Here is a 25,298-nt window from a genome sequence, read left to right as displayed (position 1 = left end):
CTGTTTTATAAAATAGCGTTATTATAAAACTCTACAGGCTCATTTGAGCCCAAAGCAACAGGCACGCGTTGATGCAAGCTCGTTGGCGCAATATCTAAAATACGCGTTCCTCTAGAGGTTGCTTTACCACCTGCGTTTTCAACTAAAAGTGCTAGTGGGTTTGCTTCATAAAGCAGTCTTATTTTTCCGTTATCGTTACCACTGCGTTTATCTTGTGGGTACAAAAATAAGCCACCTCGGCATAAAATACGATGAACGTCACCTACCATCGCTGCATTCCAGCGCATTGAGCTTTTTTCAAAGCTTTCACAGGTATATAGCAATTTATCAAAATACACTTGTGTCGGTTCGTCCCAATAACGGTAGTTTGCCATATTAACGGCAAATTCACGACTTTGCTCAGGCACATTCAATTGCTTATTTGTCAATAAGTAACCGCCATGTGTTGAGTCTAATGTATAGCAACGTGTTGGACCGCCAGTACTCATTACAAGTAATGATGAAGGGCCGTATAACACATAGCCTGCACATACTTGATTCACACCTGGCTGACTAAATTGCTCGTCACTGTCGAAAGCAACATCATCACGGGCTAAGTAAATAGTAAATATAGTGCCTATTTGACCATTAACATCAATATTAGAAGAGCCATCTAATGGGTCAAAGGCAACAATAAACTTACCTTCAGGATGACCACCTACTGCATGATCTTCTTCTTCTGATGCAACTGAGCGTACGCTGCTATCGTCAAGTAGTATGTCTTTAAGTAGTTGGTTTGCGATTACATCCAACTTTTTTTGAACTTCACCCTGAACATTTTCGTTAAGGGTTGAGCCTAAAACACCGGCTAATTCACCCTGACTTACTCGAAAAGCAATTTCTTTACTAGTCGCTAAAATTGTGCGAATAAGTAAAATAAGATCGGTATCTACACCGTCTTCTTTCAATACTGTATTTAATCTTTTCATGCGCTATACCTATTTACACAATTTAGATCGTCAAAGCATTGCTCTAGTCTTGCAACCATACTTTGCTCTGAATGACGCAGCCATACGCGAGGGTCGTAATATTTTTTGTTTGGCTTATCTTCCCCATCAGGGTTACCAATTTGCTCTTGTAGGTATGCTTGGTTATCTTTGTAGTAATCTAAAATACCTGTCCAACAAGCCCATTGCGTATCGGTATCAATATTCATCTTAACTACGCCATAGGTTAAAGACTCTGCAATTTTATTGTACTCAGAACCACTACCACCATGAAACACAAAATTAATTGAGTTGCTTGGTAGATTAAATTTCTCTGATACGTAAGCTTGTGAATCTTTTAAAATAGTGGGTGTAAGAACAACGTTACCCGGCTTATATACACCGTGAACATTGCCAAAAGACGCTGCAATTATAAAGTTAGGGCTAATACGGCTCAAACGTTCGTAAGCAAATGCAACATCTTCAGGCTGAGTATATAAAGAAGAGCTATCTAAGTGTGAGTTATCAACACCGTCTTCTTCGCCGCCCGTGCAACCAAGTTCAATTTCTAGAGTCATACCTATTTTTGCCATACGCGTTAAATAACGTTCACAAATTTCAATATTTTCTTCTAAAGACTCTTCGGAAAGATCAATCATATGCGAGCTAAACAGTGGTTTGCCCGTCAGTTCAAAGTGTCTTTCACCTTCATCAAGCAAACCATCAATCCAAGGTAGTAGCTTTTTAGCTGCATGATCAGTATGAAGCATTACTGCCACTTCATAATGTGCTGCCACTGAATGTACATATCTTGCAGCACTTACCGCCCCAAGCACTGCTGATTGTTGCTCTGGTAAAGATAAGCTTTTACCACAAAAAAATTGAGCTCCACCATTAGAAAGCTGAATAATAACGGGCGAGTTTTTCTTTTTAGCAGCTTCTAGCGTCGCATTTATAGATGTTGTACTAACAACATTTACCGCTGGCAAAGCATATTGATTAGTACGCGCATGCTCATACACAGCACTTACTTCATCGCCAACGATTACGCCTGGCAGTATTGTTGGGGCTAAATAATTCATTTATGCAATCCTTTCTATTTTAAAGCCTGGATACAAGAATCGGTAATTGCTTGCCAGTTTTCTTGCTCAACCCATTCTTTCTTCGCTATCCAAGTACCGCCAACGGCGAATACATTATTTAAAGAAAGATAGTCCATTTTGTTACTTTCGCTAACACCGCCTGTAGGGCAAAAGCTGACTGCTCTAAATACTGACGATACAGCTGATACAAAAGGTGCTCCACCGGCTAGCGATGCCGGGAATAATTTTTGCTCTTCAAAGCCATATTCAAGCGCCATTAAAATATCACCTGTGTTTGATACACCAGGAAGTACCGGTACATTACATTTAGCAAGTGCGGCAAGTAATACAGGAGACACAGCTGGCGTTACAATAAAGTCAGAACCCGCTTCTAGTGCTTGCTCTAAAATTTCAGTATTTATTACCGTACCCGCACCTACTTTTAGCTCAGGCACTTGTGCCTTAATAGCTTTTAATGCTTCTAAAGAAGCTTCTGTTCTTAGCACTACTTCAACTAAAGTAAGGCCGGCGTTAGCCATAGCTTTCGCTATTTGAACACCTTGCTCTGGCGTATCAGCTTGAATTATAGGTAGCAGTGTTTGTCCTGACATAAGTTCAGAAAAGCGAGTCATAACGTTGTTCCTTTATAAAAAAGTAATGCGGCCGAGGTATGGCGGCCTTTAATGTTTGATTAACCTGAACTCTAGATAATAAATCTATCTCAAGCAGCTATTTTCAGCGCTAACTGCGTTGAATTTACTTGCAATAGGCCCGCTATTGACGCGTAAATTCGCCTTGTTTTCACTGAAAATCTCTAGCTAGAGAAAATAATTTTAAATATCACCATGATTCAATATGTTAGTAAATCTCTTAACCAGAGTTCAGGTTAATTATTTTGTTATACCAATTGCATTAAATTATTGAGCTATTATAGCGACAAGAAAATAGCTCAATAACAAGGCTAAAATTATGATACATAGTTGTTCTATATAAATAATTTTTAACGTAGTTAGTGAGTTATTTAATACGCTAAGGTGATCATGTTTTTAATAAAATTGGTATCAGATCCCAGCTTTAACCATTGCTAGCTGAAATATATCTTTTGGAGCAATAGCGCCTGGCTGTTGTATAACAGCACCTGCTGCTTTTGCAGCAAGTTGTACAGCACTTGTAATTGATTTATCAGATAAACGAGCACCTAAATAAACACCGTTAAAAGCATCGCCTGCTGATGTAGTATCTACAACATTTGTTACCGGTATTATAGTGTGGCTTTGAAGGGTCTCGCCCTCTTTTGTCACTACCGATTCAGGGCCATTTTTAACAACAATTTCTTCTATTTGGTAAGGTTTTAAATATTCAACAACCGCTTCTACGCTATGTACGTCATAAAGTGTTGTTAAATCTTCAACGCCAGGTAGGGTAATATCTGCAAGCGTAAAGGCTAAATGATATTGCTCTTTAGTTTCCTCTACACTATTCCACAAACGCGCTCTGTAGTTAGGATCAAAAACTATTTTAACTCCAGCATCTTTGAGCTGCTTTACAACTTTCCAAAATTGCTCACGTGCACTTTCTTCAATTATTGCTAATGAAATTCCTGAAAAGAAAAACATATCACCTTGGCTAAGCTGCTCGAGTGCATCAGCATCTAAAAAATCAACAACCTTTTTAGCTGCAGAATCATTGCGCCAATAAATAAAGCTACGCTCACCATGCTCATCGGTTTCTATGTAATACATGCCAGGTACTTTGGTATCGTGAGCAAATACGTGTTGTGTATTTATTTCTTCACTTTCAAAGCGTTCTAGCATTTTTTTACTTAAATTATCTTGACCTAAAGCCGTAACAACCGAAGTAGTAACCTGTGGGAAGCAACGCTTTAAATACACTGCAGAATTATAAACATCGCCTGCAAATGATTGGTGTAGTGTTGCCGCGCTCATAGCCCTAAGCTCGACCATGCATTCACCGATAAAGTAAATATTTTTCATCTTGGAAGTTACCCTATGTAGTTAACTGCTATGCGCTTATACAAAACATGTTGGCATAGCAGTTATTATCTAGATTATTGAGGCTTTTTAAGAGGTTCTATTTTTGGAATTAAAATCCAAACAGCTGCCATTGCTATAATGGCTAAAGAAGCACCAATAACAAATGCTGGTGTATAGTTACCATCAGCAGTAAGAATAGGCACAAGCGATGTAAGGCCTACAGCACCAAGTTTTGCCGCCATACCTGAAAAACCTGATAATGTACCTACAGCTTTTTTGCCTAACAAATCACTTGGTAGTGTTTGCACATTACCAATTGCAGTTTGAAAACCAAATAAAATAACAGCCATAATTAGTACCGCTGTCGTTGGTCCGCCAGGGTTAGCCATTGCAAGTAACGCAGGTAGCATAATTAAACAGCCTAGCGTAATAGTTAACTTACGTGTTTTATCAGTGTTCCATCCGGCTTTAAGTCGATTTTGTGCCAGTAAGCCACCAAACCATGCACCAAACATAGCGCCAACATAAGGAACCCAACCGTATATACCAATAGACTTAACATCCATGCCGTATACTTCGTTTAGATAAATAGGTATCCAAAAAACAAATAACCACCAAATAGGGTCAATCGCAGCAGAGGCAATAATTACACCCCAGCTTTGTTTGCGAGAGAGTAACTCAGCAGTAGACGGGTTATATTCTTCTTCATCTTCGCCAGTCACATCGCCATTATCATCAACACGTCTTTGACCTGTTAAGATATATTCACGTTCTTCGGCAGTAAGCCAAGGGTGAGAGCTAGGCGGCGCTTTAACTAAAATTAACCAAGGCACTAACCAAAGAAAACCTAATACACCAACAAAAACAAACACCATTTGCCAGCTAAAGTAGATAGTTAAGTATGCAATTAAAGGAATCGCAATAATACCGCCGATAGCAGCGCCAGAGTTAAAAATACCCTGTGCTAATGCACGCTCTTTAGTTGGAAACCATTCAGCATTACCTTTAGCTGCGCCCGGCCAGTTACCAGCTTCGGCTACACCTAAGATTGCGCGAAAAATACTAAGGCTAAGTACACCTTGTGCAAATGCATGGGCAACGGTTGCAATAGACCAAACACCTATCGATAAAACAAAACCGAAGCGGGTACCCACCCAGTCAAATATTTTACCAAATATGGCCTGACCAAATGCATAAGCAAATACAAACACAATTGAAATATTAGCGTATATTTGTTTGCGTTCTAATGCTGATTCATCAGGGAATAAATCTTCAACAATATCAGGCCAAAGCACGCTAAGTGCTTGACGGTCGATATAGTTAATAATGGTAGCTAGCGCAATTAGCGCTATAACCCACCAACGTAAGCCTTTAAGTTGCATAATTAATCCTCAAGAAAGTCTTCACGCGCTGGGCTAAAGGTATCAATCAGGATTCCGCCTGTTGGGCAGGTAGCTCCATGATCAGCAAATGGTGGGATTAAGCAGCTATCACCCGGTTTTAAGATTTTAGTTACGCCATCAATGTTAAAGTGAAATTCACCTTCAACAACATACGTTACTTGAGAATGTCTGTGAGCATGGTTATAACCAATAGCCCCTTTCTCAAACCAAATTTTAACAGCCATTAGCTCTTCGTTATAACCTAGCATTTGACGTTTTAGACCATTTCCTAAATCTTCAATTTCAGTCTCGTTGCCAAATGAAAAGTTTGCGCTTTGCTTTTGCATCCTATTTACTCCTGATTATTGTTCATCATATAAACGGCTAATCGGCCATTTAAAGTGAACTCTTTATTTTGATAATTGAATGTGTTTTTAGCTGATGTTGGTGCTTTATTAATAGCCACTAAATATGACTTGCCTTTAATATCAAGTTCAACAAGTGTTAAATCGCCCTGCTGACTATATTCAAGCTTTGTAACTCTACTAACAGCTTCTAAGGTATATTCTTTACTTGGATTATATTCACCGTGAGGCTCTAATACTGATATAAATTTATGATGCTTTTGACCCTCAACGCGACGAATAAAACCGTTTTCGTTGCGTAAATTAAAATCAGGGTCGTTTGCGCCTATTTGGGTAAAAAAGAAAGACTCACCACCTTTAACTAAACTCGTTTGCGTATAAAAACGACCATTCTCGTTTAACCACGTTACTTTAGCTAAACCACTTTGAGGTTGCGCTTGAGCTTTAAGCCATAGATGCTGGTAGCCATTTTTAGTACCTAATGCAGCGAGTTGTGTTGCATTCGCTTTTAGCTCAAAGCTGGTATCTATAAGCTGACCTTTATAATGCAAAGGCAAGTCAAGCTGATGCGCTTTATTTGCTGCAACATCAAATATATCAAGTGCAACTGTGCTTTGTAGTTCAGGTAAGTTAATAAGTGCAAGCGTACGTTCAAGATCAACGCCTTTATAAGCTGTGCTTATTTCGCCACTTGAAACCGTGCCATATTCATTTGTTTCAAAGAAGTTAAGCGTTGGGTAGTTATTATTACCTACTTCAACATTTGCATTAAAATGTGTTGTTTCGTCAACCACTACCGTATTGTGCGCAACAGTGTGTTTAGCGTAAGTTTCGTTTTCTGGTAAGTAACGACCGCCGTATTTAGCTTCTACATTTAAAAAACGTGCTGCGCCATAATCAGATACAATTTCATTACCGTGGTCGTAAAACTGCCATGTTAGTTTATCAAAATGACCATGACCTAAACCTTGTGCAGCAGGTTTAAATAGTAGAGCTTGATCGCCACCTACCTGTGTTCTCATTACCACTAGAGAACCTTGTTTACCGTCATTACCATCGCCGAAAGCAACTGATTTAAACGAATAAGGTTTAGCCATGTTGTTATCAAGTGCTTGAGCTACTTTTAGTCCATCACCAGAGAGGATTATTTGGTCTTGTTGCTTAGCAATATCTAAATAACCTGCATCGTTGGTTAAACCGTATGCCGCAGTTACACCATTTACTAACTCAATGGTATCGATACCTTTACTTTTTATTGCATCGTTAATTGGGAAGAACAAACCGTTGTAGCTAAGTTGAATCGTCGTATCAATCGCTTTTAATAATATGCCATCGCGATATTCAAAGATTTTTCGTTGTGGTTCGTTGTTTTCAATCGCTTTAGCAAACGTTACAAATGGTAATAGTGCAAAGCGTTGATAGTAAGGACCTTCGTTATAGTAACCTTGTGGTGAAAACAGCATCTCTAGCTGCTTAATAAAGCCACCTTTACCCGACTTTTCTAAATCGTATAATGATTTTTCTACCCACTCAGGTTCACCTAATACATACCCTGCCATGCCAACACCCGCTGTTGCCCATGTTCCATGGTTATGTACTTTATTAAATGTAGAGGGTTGGCCTACTGATGTGAACAACGAAACAGGACGTAGTAAGTCATTTTCAATTTTTTTTATGTTATCGGCATTTAACGAGTCATGAATTAGATCATATGCTTGTATTGTGTACACAAGCCACATTGCTTCATTTAGGCTTTGCCAAAAAAACTTACCTGGATTTTGCGAATCCATTTTACGTTTTGGATGCAGACCAAGCGTTGGGTATAATTTTGCATACTCAAGCAACATATCACGTACATAATTTGCGTATTTATCATCTTGGCTTAATTGATAAATAATGCCCGCATTGTACATAAGTTGGTAATTTTTCTTATGACGCTCATGTGTATAACCACCACCGCCGTCTTTTGGAACTGGCACAGTGATAGGCTGTGCAATTTGCTCATCAACTTGTGCTTTTAGCGATTCAAACGCGTTAGCAAACTTTGTGCTACTGTTGCTACTAATTGCTTGGCGCATTTGCTTAACATCATCAGTAGTAATTACTAAGTTTGGGTGCGCTGCATGCGCACCCAATGATGTAAGTAATGTAAGTGCAGCTACAGCAGCTATTTTAAAACCTGTTTGGCATTTTAATAAGTGCATAGTATTTACCCTGCCTTATTTAAAATGTTGTTATTTTTTAATACTGCCGTATGCGGGCCTTTAACTCTTAGTTCTTTAACACTTGGTGCTTTAGTTTCATCAAATGTATTGTTTGAGATTTCAGTTTTAGGCTCGCCTACTGTGTGCTCTACAACAATAGGAGCAGATTTAACAAATTTATTATCTTTGATATTAGTAACCTGAACACCGTGAACATAAATGCTCGCTTGCTCTTTATTACGCTTACCAAAGCCAATATTATTAAGCGTGTTACTCGTCATTTCAAAATGAGGACCGAATGTACTTTCATCTGAACCACCACGGTAAAGCTTAACTATGCCGCCTTCTACATCGTTAAATGTATTATTATTTACAATGACGTATTCCGCGTTATAAACACCTAAGTCTTCAATTTCAGTATTTAGACGTAAAATGTCACCTGTTACTGTATTAAAGGTATTACCTGTAAGAATAATTTCATCAGCCATTGCACCTTTACCAGTGATAAAGAAATGGAATGAATGATTAATATCTAAAGCATTCAACTGTGAGTTGGTCATTACAAAGCGATAATTATCAACCATACCCCATTTTTGCGTACGAACAATGCTGTTCCCTATTGCATCTGGCGCGTTTTCACCTGAAATTGATAAGCCATCTAGTTTTAAGCTGCCGCCATCATGTATTTCAAATAATGTAGAGCGTTGAAAAGTAAGTTTAGACTTGCCACTTTGCTTCGCTTTAATTGTCAACGTTTTATCAATTTTAACCAGTTTAGAAACATCATACTGACCAGGTGCGAGTTCTAATACATCACCCGACTCTGCATTATCAATAGCGTCTAGTAATGCACTTACATCAGCTTTAACAGAATGTGTTTTACCAGAATCAAAATCAACTAAAGCAGGTACTTTTGCATACCAGCTAACACCGGTATCTTCTTTTTTCAGCACTTTCAAATCGCGCTTTGCACCTACATTTAAACTTTTAGATGTTGGGTAAAGTAGACCATTACTTGCTTTTTTAAGTGTGATTTTTTCTTTCTTTACACCGTACATTAACTCAGAAATCACTTTTGTATCAGCAATGTTGTTACTTAGTACCAACCCACTTACATCATCAAATGTTGTAAATGGCTGTTCGCCATCTTGATTTATGATTAAGTTGTTTTTCATTGTGCTGTTTTTAGGCGCCGCACTTCGTTCAGCATCGCTACCAGCTGCAAGTTGAATATGACGCACATTTATAAATGTGTTGTTTTCAATCGTCGCATTTTCAACTTGGTGATAACGATTAATAGATGAATTTGGTACGCCGTTCATCACAGTAAAACCACTGCCAAAACGATATCCTGTTAGACCTTGTAGGTAGTTGTTTCTTACAATTTGGTCTTTATTGATAACGCGTATACCACCTGTGTGATCAACACCATTACCAATGAAAATATTTTCTTCTATAAGGTTACCGTTACCGTGGCGCAGCGTTAATGTACCGCGCGCTTCATAAAATACATTATTACGAAGGATGTTTTTGCCTGACTTAACCGAAACAATTTCTACTTCACCATTGGTGCGTTCAAAGTAGTTATTCTCTACCAATGTATGCGAATCAGTTAATGAGTAATGGCTGGTGCCAATACGTAGGGTTTCACCACCGTTCGAACCAAAAGTAGGACGGTAACCAAAGTAGTTGTTATCTATACGATGATAATTTTCCTGACTTGCTTCAGTATTTAAACGCACAGCAACTGTCACGCCTTTATTTCGTTTTCCGACTAAATGGCTATGATCGAAGCGGTTATGTTGTCCATATAGTGCCACCCAATAATCAGACTCTCGTTTGTCTGGATTACTGTAATTATCGATTACTGTTTGTGTAACTCGTGAATTGTAGGCTAATTCATTTTTATTTTTACGAAACTCTATTACAGCTGAGCTCGGTGTATAGCCGTCTTTGAATACTAAACCTGAAGCTTCAAGGTATTTACCTGCAAGTCTTAGGTTAGATTGACCCGATAAAATTACTTTACCGTTAGTTTCAGCGGTCAATAAAATAGGAGAGTTTTTTGTGCCTTGGCCTTCAAGTAGGATTTCGAAGTCAGACCATGTACCGTTTTTAAGGATTACTTTGTCGCCAGCAACTAAGTTAGACGAAATATCACGGAAGGCTTGTTTATCATCTACAAAATAATCTTTGGCTGCTAATTGCGTAGATATACAACCAATCAGAACTAAACTTAGCTTTATAGTATTAATTAAACGCATAGTTAACTCTTTATATTGTGACTCGAATTAGGCTCTATGAATATTTAAAAGTGGTGTTGCACAAAGCAGGCTAAGTCTCGTCAATCGAAAGTGTGTGTGCTGGCGCTAAACTATAAAGCTAAGCGCCATTTGTCGTGTTTTTTACTTTTCTAACTTTTTGAAGTAATCAAAAATTTCAGGAACGTTACCTTGACCCATACCAGCGTCAAACGCTGCTTGTAGGTTAGCTGATGAACCTTCAGCGATTTTTGATTCAGTACCTAGGTCTTCTACCATTTGTAGGAAGTAGCCTAAATCTTTGTTTGCATTGGCAATTGAGAAACCAAGGTCGCTAACATTATCAACCGCATAGTTTTTACAAAATTGCATAAACGGTGAATTAGATGGACCAGTCGACATGATGTCGAAAAGTTGTTGACGGTCAACACCAGCAAGCTCTGCAACTGCAAACGCTTGTGACATAGCACATACTGTAGTCATGCCCATGAAGTTGTTGATTAGCTTAGTTGTATGACCAGCACCTAGCTCGCCAAGATGGAAAACATTTTCACCTTGATCTTCTAGTACTGGTTTAACTTTATTGAATGTATCAATATCGCCTGCAGCCATAATGTTTAAAAGACCGTCTTTAGCATGTGCTGGAGTACGACCAAGAGGAGCATCAATCATGCCTGCGCCTTTTGCTGCTAAATCAGCACCAATTTTTTTAGTAGATGATGGGATAGAAGTACCAAAATCAACTAATACTGCACCTTCTTTAATGCCTGCTAAGATACCGTCTTCTGCGTAAACAATTTTTTCTACAACTGCTGAAGTTGTAAGACAAAACATAACAATATCTGAACCTTCAGCTAGCTCTTTTGCAGTGCTTGCTGTTTTTGCGCCTCTAGCAACACATGCTGCAACCGCATCTTTGCTAAGGTCCATAACAATTAGCTCATAGCCTTTGTTTTGTAAATTTTCGGCCATGTTGCCGCCCATTAAGCCTAAGCCGATGAAACCGATGACTGGTTTTGACATGAATAACTCCTAAATATGTGGCGCATACTTTTATAAGAACAAGTAAAATCTACTCTATAAATACGCTGTGTCTTTTGTTTCAATTTGTAGAGTAACTTTAAGCTTGAGTTATTTATAAATTAACCTGTGCAAAACGTAACTCTGATTAATTACCAATACATTGTATTCACTCAAACCAAGCAACTTACCAATTGGTATGCAAAAACTGTATTACCATACGCCTTTTTTGTCAACCAATAAGTTAACCAAGTAAACCCCGCATTTTTACAAATTACATACAAAAAAATTTAATACAAAATAAAAACAATTAGTTAGGGAGAACTAACCCAATCAAACCCAGGTTAACTTTTGTTGAACAATCAGTAACTTTTTTTATACTAATAGGTTGACCAATAATTAAGTGTTCTTTATTTAAATATGCAAAATTCAATAAAACGGTTCATTAATTGGCAATTTACAATTGATGTTATTGGTAAATCATAAAGGCCATACATGAACAGCTTCCAAATCTCCATCGTATTGAGGTTGTGATCTATAAGTAACGCCTACATATATGGCTAATACACATAAAACCACAAAATGTGCTTAATAATAGTGCTTAGTTGAAAATATACTGAACTTTGAAAAAATCACTAAAGGAACTGAATAATGCGTTTATTACATACTATGCTGCGTGTAGCTAATTTAGACAAATCAATTGCTTTTTATACTGAAGTCTTGCGTATGAAAGAATTACGCAGAGCCGACAATGACGAGTATCGGTATACATTAGCTTTTATTGGGTATGGAAATGAAAAGGACACGACGGTCCTCGAATTGACATATAACTGGGATGAAGATAGCTACGACCTGGGTAATGCTTATGGACATATAGCTATTGAATTTGAAGATATTTACAAGGCCTGTGCTGATATTAAGGCTGCCGGTGGCAATGTTAGCCGTGAACCAGGACCTGTAAAAGGCGGTACCACTGAAATTGCTTTTGTAAAAGACCCTGATGGTTACTCAATAGAGCTAATTCAGAAAAAAGAAGACATGAGTAACTTTTAAATTACTCACTAACAAATTCAAGTGATAACAATTTGCTTAGTCATGTGGGGCCTAATTGAGGGTGTAACAAATTTTATGAATTGTTCAGATACTTGTGTAGATTGGTATTAAATAAAAGGTGCTTTTTAGCACCTTTTTAACGCAACTGACTATCTTTACTACCACGTCTATTGAATGATTTTGCGCTAGCACCATTACCTTCTATTGCAGCTTGGCATGCAACACAATAACGCACTCCAGGTAACGCAAGCCTTCTTGCTTGTGGGATTTTCTCGTCGCACTCATCACATAGTTCTGCACTTGCGCCAGATATTAAATTGCTTCTTGCATACTGTACGGCGTCATTAACACTCGCATCAATTTGATCTTGAATTGCACCGTCTCGTGCCCATCCACTTGCCATAAATCCTCCTAATAAAGTTGGATGTTTAAATTTATGCTACCAAATCGAATCTTTATAAGTACTGAATAAAAAAGCTAGGAATGTGATGTTCTTTGAAGGCTTAAGCTACGAAACTATATTTTATACTTGGAGAAAAGATGCTGTAGTTGTTCTTTGTGAACCCTTTTTCAAAAAAGATCAACACTCTACAATTAGGCAAAAAAAAGCAGCTAAAAAAGCTGCTTTATAATTCAAATTATTTATTTAAATATTAAAGGCTGTAATCAACAACCTTCATACCTAATTTTTCGAGCTCTGGGCGGAGTGTTTTAGCATCACCCACAACTAAATAAATCATGTCTTTAGTATTTAAGTGTTTTTTAGCTAAGGCGTTAACTTCTTCTTTGCTAATATTGCTAACAATCTCATTTCTTTCTTTTACAAAGCTAGGTTTTAAATCAAATTCTAATATTTGTGCTAAAAAGCCAAGTTTTGCATTAGGCGTTTCGTATTTAAGCGCATCTTTTTGATTGATAGCTTTACGCATAAACATAAGCTCTTCGTCAGTGACACCGTTTTGAGCATAGTTATTAAGCTCATTAGTAAACTCTGTAATAGACGCTGCAGTAGAGTCGGCTCTCACCGCTGCAGAAGCAGTAAAGCCACCCGATGTTTTATCACCCCAAAAACGAGAGCGAGCACCGTAAGTGTAGCCTTTATCTTCGCGTAAATTTAAATTGATACGGCTGTTAAACGTGCCGCCCAGTGCAAAGTTCATCAAGTTAGCTTTAAAAAACTCACCTGTAATATCTTCAACCATATCGCGTTTACCAATACGAATTTCTGATTGAGGAGCATCAGGTTTATCAACCAAATAAATCACATTAGTTTCTACTTTAGGTTCACTGAAATCAACCGCTACTGAGCTCGATTTACCTTTCCAGTTTGTAAGTGTAGCTTTAACTTTTGGTTCAATTGTTGACTCTTTTAAATCAGAAACAATAATGACTTGAGCGCCCTGCGGTTTAAAGTTTGCGCTATAAAAAGCTTTAACGTCAGCAAGTGTAATAGCCTCTATACTATTAAGCGTTCCAGTGCTTGGAAGTGCGGCTATATTGTTTCCATATAGTAATTTACTATATGTATTAGATGCTAAATACCCAGCATCCTTCATTGAATGTTGAATATTTTGAATGATTTGCTTTTTATTACGCTCAAAGTCATCTGCATTAAATGCTGGTTTAAATAACTTTTCTTCGACAAGCTTTAGCGTTGCATCGACATTTTTGGTTAAGCTAGAAACATACACATTTGTATGTGTTTTATCTGAGTAGATATTTACCTGGCTACCTAGCTTTTCAAGCGCGTTACTCATCTGCTCTGTAGTGTAGTTTTGCGTTGACTCGCTCATTAACGATGCAGTTATTGATGATAAACCAACTTTACTAGCTTGCTCACTGTACAGGCCACCGGGAACTTTAATGAAAATAGCGGTAGTTGGTGTTTCTGTACTTTGAGTACCTAATATTTTAATACCGTTTTCGGTCTTAGTTTGCCAAAGAGTAGGAACATCAACAGCAGGATTTGCGCCGGCCTCTGGATGAACACTTCGATCAAATGTATCAACAGCTCTTCGTGCCACTAAATCATCAGCTGAAGTTGTAGATGGACCTCCAAAATCATGCGTTTTAGGAGTAAAGTTGTCTGGTGCAGCTATAAGCTGTGTCTGCCCTTCTGGCACAACACTCATAATAACGGCAGATTTATCTTTGATATATTGATTAAAAACACGCATAACATCAGCTTTTGTAACTTTGTTATAACGTGCAATCTCATCTTTAGCTGAGTTTGGATTACCAGTAAATGTTTCTGACGCGGCTAGTTGAGAGACTTTACCTGATACGCTTTGCAGACCAAAAATTGCACCCGATTCTATTTTAGCTTTTACTTTATCTAAATCATCTTGTGTAACGCCTCGCTCTTCAAATTCAACAAATGAATCACGAATGATTTTTTCCATATCAGCTAACGTTTTCCCAGCTGTAGGATTTGGTAAAGCATAAAGACTAATTGAACACGCTAACTCTTGGCATGGGTGATTTGCACTTGCTTGAACAGCAAGTTGAGTTTTAACTAAGTTTTTGTATAGTAGTGAATTATTACCACCACCTAATATTTCAGCAAGTATATCCAGTGGTGCTTCATCTTCAGAGCGAGCGTAAGTCGTTGGGAAGCTCATGCTTAATAAAGGTAAATGAACTTTATCTTCCATTGAAATATATCTATCAGCATCTAGTGTTACAGCTGTTTTTTCTACTGTAGGAATTTCAGGGCCTTTTGGGATTGGCGCAAAGTATTTAGTAACTAAAGGCAGTATTTCATTAGCGTTGATGTCGCCACCAATAGTAAGCGTTGCATTATTAGGACCATACCACTTTAAAAAGAATGCTTTTAAATCATTTACATTTACGCGATTAAGATCGTCCATAAAACCAATTACAGGCCATGAATATGGATGACTATCTGGGTACATTGCTTGAGCAACACGCTCACCTAAGCGACCATAGGGGCGATTATCAACGCGTTGGCCGCGCTCATTTTTTACTGTTTCGCGTTGTACTTCAAATTTTTCTTGGGTTACAGCATCGAGTAAAAAGCCCATTCGATCAGCTTCTAGCCACAACATCTTTTCTAATTGATTTACAGGTACTGTTTCAAAATAATTTGTTCTATCTGAGTTAGTAGTACCATTTAAAGTACCGCCTGCTTCAGATATTATTTTAAAATGTTCCTCATCAGCAACATTTTCTGAACCTTGAAACATCATATGCTCAAAAAAGTGAGCGAAGCCTGACTTACCCAACTCTTCGCGAGCAGAACCAACATGGTATGTTACATCAACGTGTACTAAGGGGTCTGAATGATCCTCATGCACAATTACTGTTAAACCGTTATCTAGTTTATATTTTTTATACGGTATGTTGATTTCACCTGCATTAGATTTCACTGATTCAATAAGTGTAACGCCAGGAATTGATGTTTCTGTAACAATATTTTTATCAACAGCTTGAGTTGAGCTATTACATGCAGCTAACCCTGATGCAAGTAAAACAGCGAGTGCAATTTTTGTGAGTTTCATTTTTTAGTCCATATTTAAATTAACTCAATGAGTTTAAAGACTAATTAAAAGTACAACAAGGAATATGGAGCGATTATCGGTTTGGTTTTGTAACGAAGTGTAAATAGATTGATATAAAAATACAAAGTTGGGGTAAAATGAGGATATTTATTTTTGAGTTTTATTCTAATAACACTGCACTTCCCTATTAAAAAATAAGTAAATGACATACCTAAGAGATTAGTACTCTTGATAACGTCGTGCATAGAGAGTGCGATGTCACACTGCTTTATACATTACTTAAAATAAGTAAATGGCATCCCCAAAAGATTAGTACTCTTGATAACGTCGTGTATAGAGAGTGCGGTGTCACACTGCTTTATACAGTACTTAAAATAGTAAGTGGCGTCCCCAAGGGGATTCGAACCCCTGTTACCGCCGTGAAAGGGCGGTGTCCTAGGCCTCTAGACGATGGGGACACATAAATGTGTCACTAGGACAACTGAATTTTTAGACTCGTTTCAGGCGAGCTTTCTTAATAACACTACATTCACTATAAAAATAGTAAGTGGCGTCCCCAAGGGGATTCGAACCCCTGTTACCGCCGTGAAAGGGCGGTGTCCTAGGCCTCTAGACGATGGGGACACAGAAAACTGCTACCCTAGGACAAAACACTAATTTTTGGTGGAGCCATGCGGGATCGAACCGCAGACCTCTTCACTGCCAGCGAAGCGCTCTCCCAGCTGAGCTATGGCCCCAACTTAATCAATACCCGTCGTGATAAACACATCGTGTATCGCTTAGTGCGGGGCGCATTCTATGCACCACCCAAAATAAAGTCAACAGTTTTTTACCTAGCTTTATTTAAATGGTTTAATTTTCAACAAACTGGCTATCAAGCGTGCTAAAAAATACAATTTGAATAATATTCTAGCCCTACTGCTTATAATAACATCACTATATCGCAGCGAATACTCAACAACACCCTACTCCCCCTAATTAATGCAACAAAACTACATCAAAGCAAAGGTATACATTTATATGCAAATTGAATTTATCTAAAAACTACCAATTAAGGCCTCGCCAATAGCCTTAATCTTTTAAAAGTTATAATTACTTATAATAACCAAAGTTTAAATGTGGGTTTGAGAGTACCCACAACTTTCACTCGCTTAATAGCCAGCGTAGCTCGTACTGAGAAAAGTCGATTATTGTTTGAAGAACATTTTTTAAAGAACATTGTAGCTTCGTAATTCTATGTACAAAACTTTAGCTATGTGTGATTTATTTAGGGCATGTTGACCTTTGTGGATTGAAATTTGTTCAATCTAGGGGCGATTTAATCGCGGCGCGAGGTTTGTAACCTAGTGGGCTAACTAAAAACCGAGCAACAAAGAGTAATTCCCTCTGGGCAGAACCCTTCGGGCAGCGCATGTCTGGTCTTTATTCTGCGTTATCGCCTATTTATCGGGAATAACCACACGAATAGGCTCTGCCTTGTCTAAACACCTAACATACTGCTGCAAATTTAACCTCGAAAGATCAACACGCCCTAGCCTTAACCCGAAAGGCTGTTAGTGAGGAGTGCGTCTTTCGAATTGGCTAGGTTGGCTTATAAAAAATAAAAAAAGTACAAAAATAAAGTTTAGAGTACTGTAAATATCATTCGTTTGGGGAAGTTTAAATTAAATTCATTTTTAAAGGCCAGCTCTATTCACTAAATAACTCGCCCTAATATTAATCCATCTGGATTATAATCATAAAAACGACTCCAATAAAAAAACAATGAGTATCGTAAAACTAAATTTAAGATTAATAGAGTTATAATTCCTGCTCTCTTTTAGGTGCTTAATTGAACTGCCATCTTGAATTTGATGATAAAATAGACTTCCAAAGTATCCTATTGTTTATAAAAGCTTCACTCAGTACATTTTTATCATTCAAGTGTTGACACATTTCCAACTCTATCTATAATAGCGCCCCACAACAACGCAGCAATGTGATGTTGTTTAGATGTGGGTGATTAGCTCAGTTGGGAGAGCATCGCCCTTACAAGGCGAGGGTCACTGGTTCAAGTCCAGTATCACCCACCACATATAAAACCTATTATTATTTAATAGTCGCGTTATAAAATTGTAATATGGGTCGTTAGCTCAGTTGGGAGAGCATCGCCCTTACAAGGCGAGGGTCACTGGTTCAAGTCCAGTACGACCCACCATTTTTTTTAAAATGGTGTATATTACAAAAATCTAAATGGGTGATTAGCTCAGTTAGAAAAAAGAGAGCATCACCGCTATTTACAAGTAACGGCGAGGTTCACTGGTTAAAGTCCAGTACTATTTATTTTAATAGTAGCGTTTTAATTTATATGTGGGTGATTAGCTCAGTTGGGAGAGCATCGCCCTTACAAGGCGAGGGTCACTGGTTCAAGTCCAGTATCACCCACCACATATAAACCTATTATTATATCAATAGTCGCGTTTTAAAATTTAATATGGGTCGTTAGCTCAGTTGGGAGAGCATCGCCCTTACAAGGCGAGGGTCACTGGTTCAAGTCCAGTACGACCCACCACTATTTACAGTGGTGCATATTAAAATGTAATTTGGGTGATTAGCTCAGTTGGGAGAGCATCGCCCTTACAAGGCGAGGGTCACTGGTTCAAGTCCAGTATCACCCACCAAATTACATTAAGCGGTTAATTGATAACAAAGAATTAAATAACAGGCATACCTATTATATGTGGGTGATTAGCTCAGTTGGGAGAGCATCGCCCTTACAAGGCGAGGGTCACTGGTTCAAGTCCAGTATCACCCACCACATATAAATACCATCAGACAACTCTTTATATGATAACTTCTCTAGTAATAAATCCTCTTTCCTATGTTAAAAGTATTTAATAACTTTATAAAAACTCAATATATAAATCGTATGTAATTAACTTAGCCTTAAGAAAAAGAGCATCGCCACCCTTTACAAGTAATGGCGAGGGTCACTGGTATCAAGCCAAGTAATCACCCACCACATATAAGCACCATCAGATAATTTCTCTAATAACTCCTTTAATGATAACTTCTCTAGTAATAACTCTTTCTTTCCATATTAAATACATTTCATATTTTTATTAAAATCTAAGTTTCTATATCAAAGCACTCATCAAATTAGAGTTATCCATTTTGCTTATGTAGTTTTTAATTATGTTATTCGGCTCAGTACTTTCGTAGTTAGATAAACGTATTAGGCAAAGTTAAGTACCTAATAAATACAGCTATCATTTAAATTCCCTTGTAAGCAGTTAAACTGTTGATTATAGTCTGTGTTAAATACAATTACGCTTAAGCCAATGCCAACTAAGATTTATTCAAAAGCCAAAATACTTATAGTCGAGGAGCAACCACTTGCCCAAAGCTATATGAAACAATCGTTAGAAAGGCTTGGCTTTCGGCAGTTGCGCTTTGCCGATCATGCAAACTCTGCAAAAGATCAGTGTTTAAGTGAAGAGTTTGATCTAATAGTTTGTTCATTTAACTTAAATAAACACCAAGATGGCTACCAACTTTATGAAGAGCTACGTGTAAAACATCTTATAAAAAGCTCGACTGGCTTTATCTTCATCTCAGCAGAAACAAGTGGTTCACTAGTTCATAGTGTTCTTGAACTCCAACCTGATGACTTTTTAGTTAAACCTTTTACAGTGCAAGAGCTCAAAACACGCATTGAACGAATTTTAAAGCGTAAACACGACTTACAAACAGTGTATTCATTAATTGATGATGGTAACGATTCAAAAGCTATTAAATTTATTGATACCGCTCTAGATAAAAAAAACAGTAATTACAGCCCTATATTACTTCGCCTAAAAGGTGATGCCTTACTTCGTTTAAAACGAGCTCAGGATGCAAAAGACTTTTTTAAGTCTGTTCTCGACATTCAAAAATTTGCTTGGGCAAAAGTAGGCTTAGTAGAGGCACTTATAGCGAATAACGAACATATTTTGGCGCAGCGAATGCTCAAAACAATGTTAGAGCGCCAAGAAACTCGTTTAGTAGCCTTGGATTTGTTGGGCCGATTAGAAATAAAGCTAAATCAGTTTGAGCTAGCACAAGAGTTTTTGAGCCAAGCCGCGGAAATTGCACCGCGAAATATCACACGTCAAAAATCGCTAAGTAATGTCTCGCTAATTAATCACGACTATGAAAAAAGCTATTTAACTCAAAAAGATATTGCCACCTTCGCAAAGCACTCCATACACGACCACCCCGATGTATATTTAAATGCAGCACGTGCAGGTATCGACTTTGCGCTAACAACTGATCAAACCGATCAAATTCAACGAATTTCTAGGCAAACTAATCAATACATTAATGATTTAAAAAAACAGTTTCCTAATAATACAAACCAAGCTCAAATTGATGTACTTAATGCACGGCTTCATTATTTAAAAGATGAGCACCAAAAAGCGAAAAAGCTAATTGAACAGCTTGATGATGACGATACTCATATCCGATCGGTTGATGGCGCACTTGATAAGGCAAAAGCATTTCATGAACTGGGGTTTCATCAAAAGGCGCAAACCTTATTTACACAAATAATTACCCACTGTGAAAGACACCCTGCAGTTAGCGACACAACCTACTTGCGTTATATTCAGCAGCAACAAAGTGAGCGACGCGATATTAAAATGGGGCCGAAAGAGCTTAATAACCATGCAGTTAATCAATTTAATAAAGGCCAATTAAATACTGCGCTAGAAGCTTTTACACAAGCGTTTAGAGTCATGCCTCGTAATCAAAGTATCGCACTTAATTTATTACAGTGCCTATTTGATTCAACTAAGCAATCAGGTAGTTCATTTAATATGGAACTTGCGAAAAGATGCTACGTCCTTCTTGATAAAGCTAAATTACAAGCAGATCAGACGCAGCGTTTAGATAAGATTTTGCACATAGCAAAAGAAATGAATTTAGATATTCAAAGCGCTAGTAAATAAAATATTAGAGCTTTTTCATTGATGCGGCATTAACGCAATAACGTAAACCCGTTGGTAATGGACCATCTGGAAAAATATGGCCTAAGTGCGAATCGCACACGTTACAAACCACCTCTATGCGCTCCATACCATGGCTTGTATCGCTTACATAGCCAATCGCTTCAATTGTCGCAGGTTGCGTAAATGACGGCCAACCAGTACCGCTATCAAACTTCTCATCAGCATCAAACAATAGATTATCACAGCAAATACACACATACTTACCAGGCTCAAGTAATGTACAACTACCCGAGCTATCTGGGCGCTCTGTTCCCTTTTTACGTGTTACGTAATATTCATCTTCTGATAATTGCATCCGCCACTGCTCGTCAGTTTTGACTACTTTTTTACTTGGGGTAGGATTGCCGTTGGTGGCAAAGTTAATAACATCATTCCACTTCAACATAATAGCCTCATTGAATAGTTGATTAACCATACTTAATAAATTTATAAAAAGTACGGTTAATTATTACGTTATTGAATACTCTAAAGATCAGCTAAAGAGTGTTGACCGTTTAAGGCTGAAATTGCCCAGCCGCAAAGCTAAATCGCCTTAGCTAAAGGTAATATTTTGCTTTTCTGAGTCGGTAAGTATTCGTTTAATAAAACTATCTAGTTCTGCTTTTTTTGCAGGTAAACTAACACTTATTTGGCGCTCGTTATTACTGTAAATTATTAGCTCGTCATCCTTTGTCGTTATGCGTTCAATACTCTCAATAAATAACCAATCTGGACCGTGCTTTTTATCAAAAAACCCCATCAAACTAAAAAGTAATAGGTGTTGGGCGTCTCGCTGAATAAAATCCTCTAACCTGTTCCTTGATTTAAATAAAGGCGTTAGCCTATAAACGCTTGAGCAAAAAACAAATACCCACAACCCAAATAGCGCTTTAAACCACATAAACTCTAAAAAATCAGTGCTAATCATTAAAATAATAAGCACTAAGCCTATTAGCGATATAGCTATCGCTATTTTTTTATTTACAGCGTCCACAACTAATCCTTTTTAAGTCGCTTTTTTTCTTCTGATGCTTTTTCTGTCGGCTCAGGCCAATCATTAAAGAAAACAGTTAAATAGCGGCTTTTCATCAAATACCACAGCACCCATAAAACAATCATCATTTGTACTGCTAAAAAAGATGAAAACCGATAATGACTATGTGCAGCTTGAATACTTAACCATGTTAAATCAACAACGGCACATAAAATAAGGGGCCAACGCATATGTCGCCATATTTTTGCTAACCTGTCGCTCGCACTGTGTGAATCTCGCGGCCTGCGTAAGCAAAATAAAATAGTCGGTATTATTGCAACGCTTCCAATTGCTATTGCGATAAAAAAATCATTTTTATTTTTAAAAAATAACGACATTAAATCCAGTTCAGGTCTGCGGCTTAAAGCCGCTATAACCCAAATAAAATAGCCACGTAAAAGCACAATCACACTTAAATGAAATGCAATAGGCGTACGGTAACTTCCGTACTTATCCCAGTATTCAGGCCCATATCGGCTCATTATCGTTTTCCTAACCGTTATGCTTTATAAGTAACTCAATTAATTCATCTTCAGTTAGTATGTCTATGCCTAGGTCTTGTGCTTTTGTGAGTTTTGAACCTGCTTTTTCACCCGCCACTAACGCATCTGTTTTAGCCGATACGCTACCAGACACCTTAGCGCCCAATTGTTGTAATCGTGCTTTTGCATCATTGCGATTAAGTGTATTAAGCGTACCTGTAAGCACATATGTAAGCCCAGCAAGCGGTTGTTCTTCCTCAGAAGGTGCGCTCAACGCTGGCCAGTTTACGCCTTGATCTATAAGCGCATTAACAACCGCTAAATTATGCTCCTCATCGAAAAAACCACGAACATGAGCAGCTACTATTTCGCCCACATCACTTACTTGCGTTAAACTATCAATGCTGGCATTTATTACATTTTCAAGGGTTAGAAAGTGATTAGCTAAATTTTGTGCCGTCGCCTCGCCCGCCTCACGAATACCCAGTGAATATAAAAACTTAGCAAGCGTAGTGCCTTTAGCCTCTTCAAGTGCTGTTACTAAGTTTTTAGCTGACTTAGGTCCCATACGTTCAAGCGACTCAAAATGTCCTTGCTTTAAAATAAACAAATCCGCAGGTGTTTTTATAAGTTCTCTATCTACTAGCTGATCAACAATTTTATCGCCAAGACCGTCTATATCAAGCGCTTTGCGCGAAGCAAAGTGCTTAATAGCTTGCTTTCGCTGTGCAGGACATACAAGCCCACCCGTACACCGGGCTACAGCTTCGCCTTCAACCTTTTCAACATGAGAATCACAGATTGGGCAAGTCGTCGGGAATTCAATGTCTCTAGCATCATCAGGGCGACGCTCAAGTACAACTTGTGTTATTTGCGGGATCACGTCCCCAGCGCGGCGAATAATAACTGTATCACCTACTTTGACGCCCAAACGTGCAACTTCATCACTGTTATGAAGCGTTGCATTTGATACGGTAACTCCCCCCACAAAAACAGGCTTCAAACGTGCAACCGGTGTAATGGCGCCAGTACGACCGACTTGAAAATCAACATCAAGTAATTGGGTTATTTCCTCTTGCGCCGGGAACTTATATGCAATGGCCCAACGAGGAGCACGTGCTACAAAGCCTAAACGCTCTTGTAAGGTCTTTTGATTGATTTTTATTACTACACCATCAATTTCATATTTAAGCTCACTGCGACGCGTTAAAATATCGCTGTAGTACGCAAGCGCGGCTTTTGGACCTTCAACTAATTTTGTTTCTGGGCACAAAGGTAGCCCCCAATCAGTCAGTTTTTCTAATTGCTGATAATGATCCTCAGGAATATTGCCATCAGCCACAAGCCCAGTACTGTAGGCATAAAACATGAGTGGGCGTTTAGCGGTAATTTTAGAGTCGAGTTGGCGTAAACTACCTGCCGCTGCGTTACGCGGATTAACAAATACTTTTTCACCGCGTTTTTCTGCTTCAGTATTCAATTTATCAAAGCCAGCGCTGTCCATAAATACTTCACCGCGCACTTCTAGCTCTTTCGGGTAATCACCACGCAGCTTAAGCGGTACATTACGAATGGTTTTAACATTTTGAGTAATGTTTTCACCGGTAAAACCATCACCTCGCGTAGCCGCTTGTACAAGTACACCATCACGATAAATAATTGATACAGCTAAACCATCAAGTTTTGGCTCACAACAAAAAGTAAGCTCATCGGTACTCATTAAACGCTCTTTTATACGGCGATTAAACGCTGTGAACTCTTCTTCACTAAAGGCGTTATCAAGTGACAGCATGGGTACTTGGTGCGCGACTTGCTCAAATTTACTCAGTGCTGCACCGCCTACTTTTTGTGTGGGCGAGTCGGCGGTTAAAAATTCTGGATGCTCGGTTTCCAATGCACTTAGTTCGCGTAACAACCTATCATACTCAGAATCAGGAATACTGGGGGTGTCGAGCACATAATAGTTATAGTTGTGTTGCTCTAATATAGTACGAAGATGATTAACTTGCTCACTAATGCTGCTAGACATTTAAACCTCAATAAACATAAAAAAAGCCACTTTGACGATTCACCGTCCAGTGGCTTATAAAAATATAATGTGTGCGTTATTTACGCTGAAAAAGAACGGACCTGCTCAACATATTGTCTTACGCGATCTACGGTCATTTCATTTCGCTCAGCATCTAAAATTTGTGCACCAAATTCATCCGCTAACTTTTTAGCTGCGCTGTGCAACATATTAAATGCAGCTAGGCCATCGCCGTCGCACGGTAACGTCATAAATAAGCTTACCCCAGCGGTACTAAATTGTTCCATATTATCAATATCAAACGTACCTGGGTTGTACATATTTACTAATCTAAATAAAACAGGGCCTTGACCAGCCGGATCTAAGTGGCGATTAAAAAAACCTTCCTCAGAATATTTAAAACCTAAAGTATTAACTGCTGGCAATAATTTACTACCCTGCATGCTAAGCTCTTCTGGCATTTGAATATGTACAATAACAAAGTCAGACATTTGAGCTGGTGCATCTTCAGCGCTTTGCTCTTTTTCTTCTTGGTCATCCACTATTTCTAGGTCATCTTCAATCGGCACTTCTGGCACGCTTGTATCAATTTGCGGCTCATTTGCATCAAAGTTAAGCTCACCAAATTGTGGCTCATCTCGTTCGTTTTGCATTGGCTCTGTTGGCTCAGCCTCAGTACGAAACGGTTTAGATGAAGCTGATGCGCTTTCTTGTAATGGCTCAACCCGTTCGTTATCAGATACTTCTGGGCGGTCTTTTTTTCTAACAGACCACAATCCATGTATTAATAAACCACCAATGACAACTACACTGATAATGATTAAAACCCATCTTAATTGTTCGGCCATCCCCTCACCTTTTATTATTTGATATGCCTAAAACCTGTATATTAATCAAAAAC

19 protein-coding genes and 9 tRNA genes are annotated in these 25,298 nt (G+C 38.3%); 9 read left to right on the top strand and 19 right to left on the bottom strand.

The annotated features are described in order from the left end of the window. Positions 1 to 5: 5 nt before the first annotated feature. From I6E80_RS15150 to I6E80_RS15110, 9 genes are all read right to left on the bottom strand, one after another. A complete protein-coding gene (locus I6E80_RS15150) occupies positions 6 to 968 on the bottom strand; it encodes a class 1 fructose-bisphosphatase (RefSeq protein ID WP_024598713.1) in 963 nt (320 codons plus the stop codon). Beyond that, on the bottom strand, positions 965 to 2,047 hold the full coding sequence (gene fbaA, locus I6E80_RS15145; RefSeq protein ID WP_024598714.1) for a class II fructose-bisphosphate aldolase: 1,083 nt from the start codon (positions 2,045 to 2,047) through the stop codon (positions 965 to 967). The genes I6E80_RS15150 and fbaA overlap by 4 nt, the downstream gene beginning before the upstream one ends. Positions 2,048 to 2,061: 14 nt before the next feature. Continuing rightward, on the bottom strand, positions 2,062 to 2,679 hold the full coding sequence (gene eda, locus I6E80_RS15140) for a bifunctional 4-hydroxy-2-oxoglutarate aldolase/2-dehydro-3-deoxy-phosphogluconate aldolase (protein WP_076924850.1): 618 nt from the start codon (positions 2,677 to 2,679) through the stop codon (positions 2,062 to 2,064). A gap of 429 nt (positions 2,680 to 3,108) precedes the next feature. After that, positions 3,109 to 4,041: a sugar kinase gene (locus tag I6E80_RS15135; RefSeq protein WP_197185892.1), complete on the bottom strand. Its 933-nt coding sequence runs from the start codon at positions 4,039 to 4,041 to the stop codon at positions 3,109 to 3,111. Between the two features lie 74 nt (positions 4,042 to 4,115). Continuing rightward, positions 4,116 to 5,423, bottom strand: coding sequence for an MFS transporter (locus I6E80_RS15130; protein ID WP_007585328.1), 1,308 nt, complete (start codon positions 5,421 to 5,423; stop codon positions 4,116 to 4,118). A gap of 2 nt (positions 5,424 to 5,425) precedes the next feature. Then, the gene (locus tag I6E80_RS15125) at positions 5,426 to 5,770 is read right to left on the bottom strand and encodes a cupin domain-containing protein (protein WP_002962963.1); all 345 of its coding nucleotides are present in this window, start codon (positions 5,768 to 5,770) and stop codon (positions 5,426 to 5,428) included. A 5-nt stretch (positions 5,771 to 5,775) separates the two neighbouring features. Continuing rightward, the gene (locus I6E80_RS15120) at positions 5,776 to 7,992 is read right to left on the bottom strand and encodes a heparinase II/III family protein (RefSeq protein WP_197185891.1); all 2,217 of its coding nucleotides are present in this window, start codon (positions 7,990 to 7,992) and stop codon (positions 5,776 to 5,778) included. A gap of 5 nt (positions 7,993 to 7,997) precedes the next feature. After that, positions 7,998 to 10,256 carry a polysaccharide lyase 6 family protein gene (locus I6E80_RS15115; RefSeq protein ID WP_197185890.1) on the bottom strand — a complete coding sequence of 753 codons (2,259 nt, stop codon included), beginning with the start codon at positions 10,254 to 10,256 and terminating at the stop codon, positions 7,998 to 8,000. A 141-nt stretch (positions 10,257 to 10,397) separates the two neighbouring features. Further along, positions 10,398 to 11,276 (bottom strand): NAD(P)-dependent oxidoreductase, encoded by an 879-nt coding sequence (locus I6E80_RS15110; protein ID WP_002962960.1) that lies wholly within the window; start codon positions 11,274 to 11,276, stop codon positions 10,398 to 10,400. A 648-nt stretch (positions 11,277 to 11,924) separates the two neighbouring features. Between I6E80_RS15110 and gloA the strand changes: the two genes are divergently transcribed. Continuing rightward, positions 11,925 to 12,326 (top strand): lactoylglutathione lyase, encoded by a 402-nt coding sequence (gene gloA, locus I6E80_RS15105; RefSeq protein ID WP_197185889.1) that lies wholly within the window; start codon positions 11,925 to 11,927, stop codon positions 12,324 to 12,326. Positions 12,327 to 12,462: 136 nt separating this feature from the next. On the opposite strand, the gene I6E80_RS15100 is transcribed toward gloA, so the two are convergent. Continuing rightward, positions 12,463 to 12,729, bottom strand: coding sequence for a DksA/TraR family C4-type zinc finger protein (locus I6E80_RS15100; protein ID WP_002962957.1), 267 nt, complete (start codon positions 12,727 to 12,729; stop codon positions 12,463 to 12,465). Positions 12,730 to 12,814: 85 nt separating this feature from the next. Between I6E80_RS15100 and I6E80_RS15095 the strand changes: the two genes are divergently transcribed. Further along, entirely contained in the window at positions 12,815 to 12,958 is a 144-nt protein-coding gene (locus I6E80_RS15095; protein WP_158000890.1) for a hypothetical protein, read from the top strand. Positions 12,959 to 12,979: 21 nt separating this feature from the next. On the opposite strand, the gene I6E80_RS15090 is transcribed toward I6E80_RS15095, so the two are convergent. The 4 genes from I6E80_RS15090 to I6E80_RS15075 all read right to left on the bottom strand — a co-directional run bounded on the left by I6E80_RS15090 (position 12,980) and on the right by I6E80_RS15075 (position 16,584). After that, a complete protein-coding gene (locus I6E80_RS15090) occupies positions 12,980 to 15,847 on the bottom strand; it encodes a pitrilysin family protein (RefSeq protein ID WP_197185888.1) in 2,868 nt (955 codons plus the stop codon). A 382-nt stretch (positions 15,848 to 16,229) separates the two neighbouring features. Further along, positions 16,230 to 16,305, bottom strand: a tRNA-Glu gene (locus I6E80_RS15085). Positions 16,306 to 16,395: 90 nt separating this feature from the next. After that, positions 16,396 to 16,471 (bottom strand) — tRNA-Glu (locus I6E80_RS15080). A gap of 37 nt (positions 16,472 to 16,508) precedes the next feature. Then, positions 16,509 to 16,584, bottom strand: a tRNA-Ala gene (locus tag I6E80_RS15075). A 1,259-nt stretch (positions 16,585 to 17,843) separates the two neighbouring features. On the opposite strand from I6E80_RS15075, the gene I6E80_RS15070 reads away from it, so the two are divergent. From I6E80_RS15070 to I6E80_RS15040, 7 genes are all read left to right on the top strand, one after another. Continuing rightward, positions 17,844 to 17,919, top strand: a tRNA-Val gene (locus I6E80_RS15070). A gap of 49 nt (positions 17,920 to 17,968) precedes the next feature. Continuing rightward, positions 17,969 to 18,044 (top strand) — tRNA-Val (locus tag I6E80_RS15065). Positions 18,045 to 18,198: 154 nt separating this feature from the next. Beyond that, positions 18,199 to 18,274, top strand: a tRNA-Val gene (locus I6E80_RS15060). A gap of 48 nt (positions 18,275 to 18,322) precedes the next feature. After that, positions 18,323 to 18,398, top strand: a tRNA-Val gene (locus I6E80_RS15055). Positions 18,399 to 18,431: 33 nt separating this feature from the next. Then, positions 18,432 to 18,507: transfer RNA gene (locus tag I6E80_RS15050), tRNA-Val, on the top strand. Positions 18,508 to 18,568: 61 nt separating this feature from the next. Beyond that, positions 18,569 to 18,644: transfer RNA gene (locus I6E80_RS15045), tRNA-Val, on the top strand. Between the two features lie 523 nt (positions 18,645 to 19,167). Further along, positions 19,168 to 20,814, top strand: a complete 1,647-nt coding sequence (locus I6E80_RS15040) for a tetratricopeptide repeat-containing response regulator (protein WP_029750967.1) — start codon at positions 19,168 to 19,170, stop codon at positions 20,812 to 20,814. Positions 20,815 to 20,818: 4 nt separating this feature from the next. Here the strand turns inward: I6E80_RS15040 and msrB are convergent, their stop codons facing one another. The 5 genes from msrB to zipA all read right to left on the bottom strand — a co-directional run bounded on the left by msrB (position 20,819) and on the right by zipA (position 25,245). Then, positions 20,819 to 21,259, bottom strand: a complete 441-nt coding sequence (msrB, locus tag I6E80_RS15035) for a peptide-methionine (R)-S-oxide reductase MsrB (RefSeq protein WP_024600689.1) — start codon at positions 21,257 to 21,259, stop codon at positions 20,819 to 20,821. 147 nt (positions 21,260 to 21,406) lie between these two features. Beyond that, on the bottom strand, positions 21,407 to 21,847 hold the full coding sequence (locus tag I6E80_RS15030) for a hypothetical protein (RefSeq protein WP_024600688.1): 441 nt from the start codon (positions 21,845 to 21,847) through the stop codon (positions 21,407 to 21,409). Positions 21,848 to 21,849: 2 nt separating this feature from the next. Next, complete coding sequence (locus tag I6E80_RS15025) at positions 21,850 to 22,368, bottom strand: DUF2919 domain-containing protein (RefSeq protein ID WP_076924847.1); 519 nt, start codon at positions 22,366 to 22,368, stop codon at positions 21,850 to 21,852. A 10-nt stretch (positions 22,369 to 22,378) separates the two neighbouring features. After that, complete coding sequence (ligA, locus tag I6E80_RS15020; protein ID WP_170072197.1) at positions 22,379 to 24,397, bottom strand: NAD-dependent DNA ligase LigA; 2,019 nt, start codon at positions 24,395 to 24,397, stop codon at positions 22,379 to 22,381. Positions 24,398 to 24,477: 80 nt separating this feature from the next. Further along, entirely contained in the window at positions 24,478 to 25,245 is a 768-nt protein-coding gene (gene zipA / locus I6E80_RS15015) for a cell division protein ZipA (RefSeq protein ID WP_197185887.1), read from the bottom strand. Positions 25,246 to 25,298: the final 53 nt, after the last annotated feature.

This window comes from Pseudoalteromonas sp. NSLLW218, from assembly GCF_015864775.1.
GTDB lineage: Bacteria > Pseudomonadota > Gammaproteobacteria > Enterobacterales > Alteromonadaceae > Pseudoalteromonas.
The sequence above is the reverse complement of the archived record's forward strand: the minus strand, read 5'-3'. Positions and strand labels throughout refer to the sequence as shown.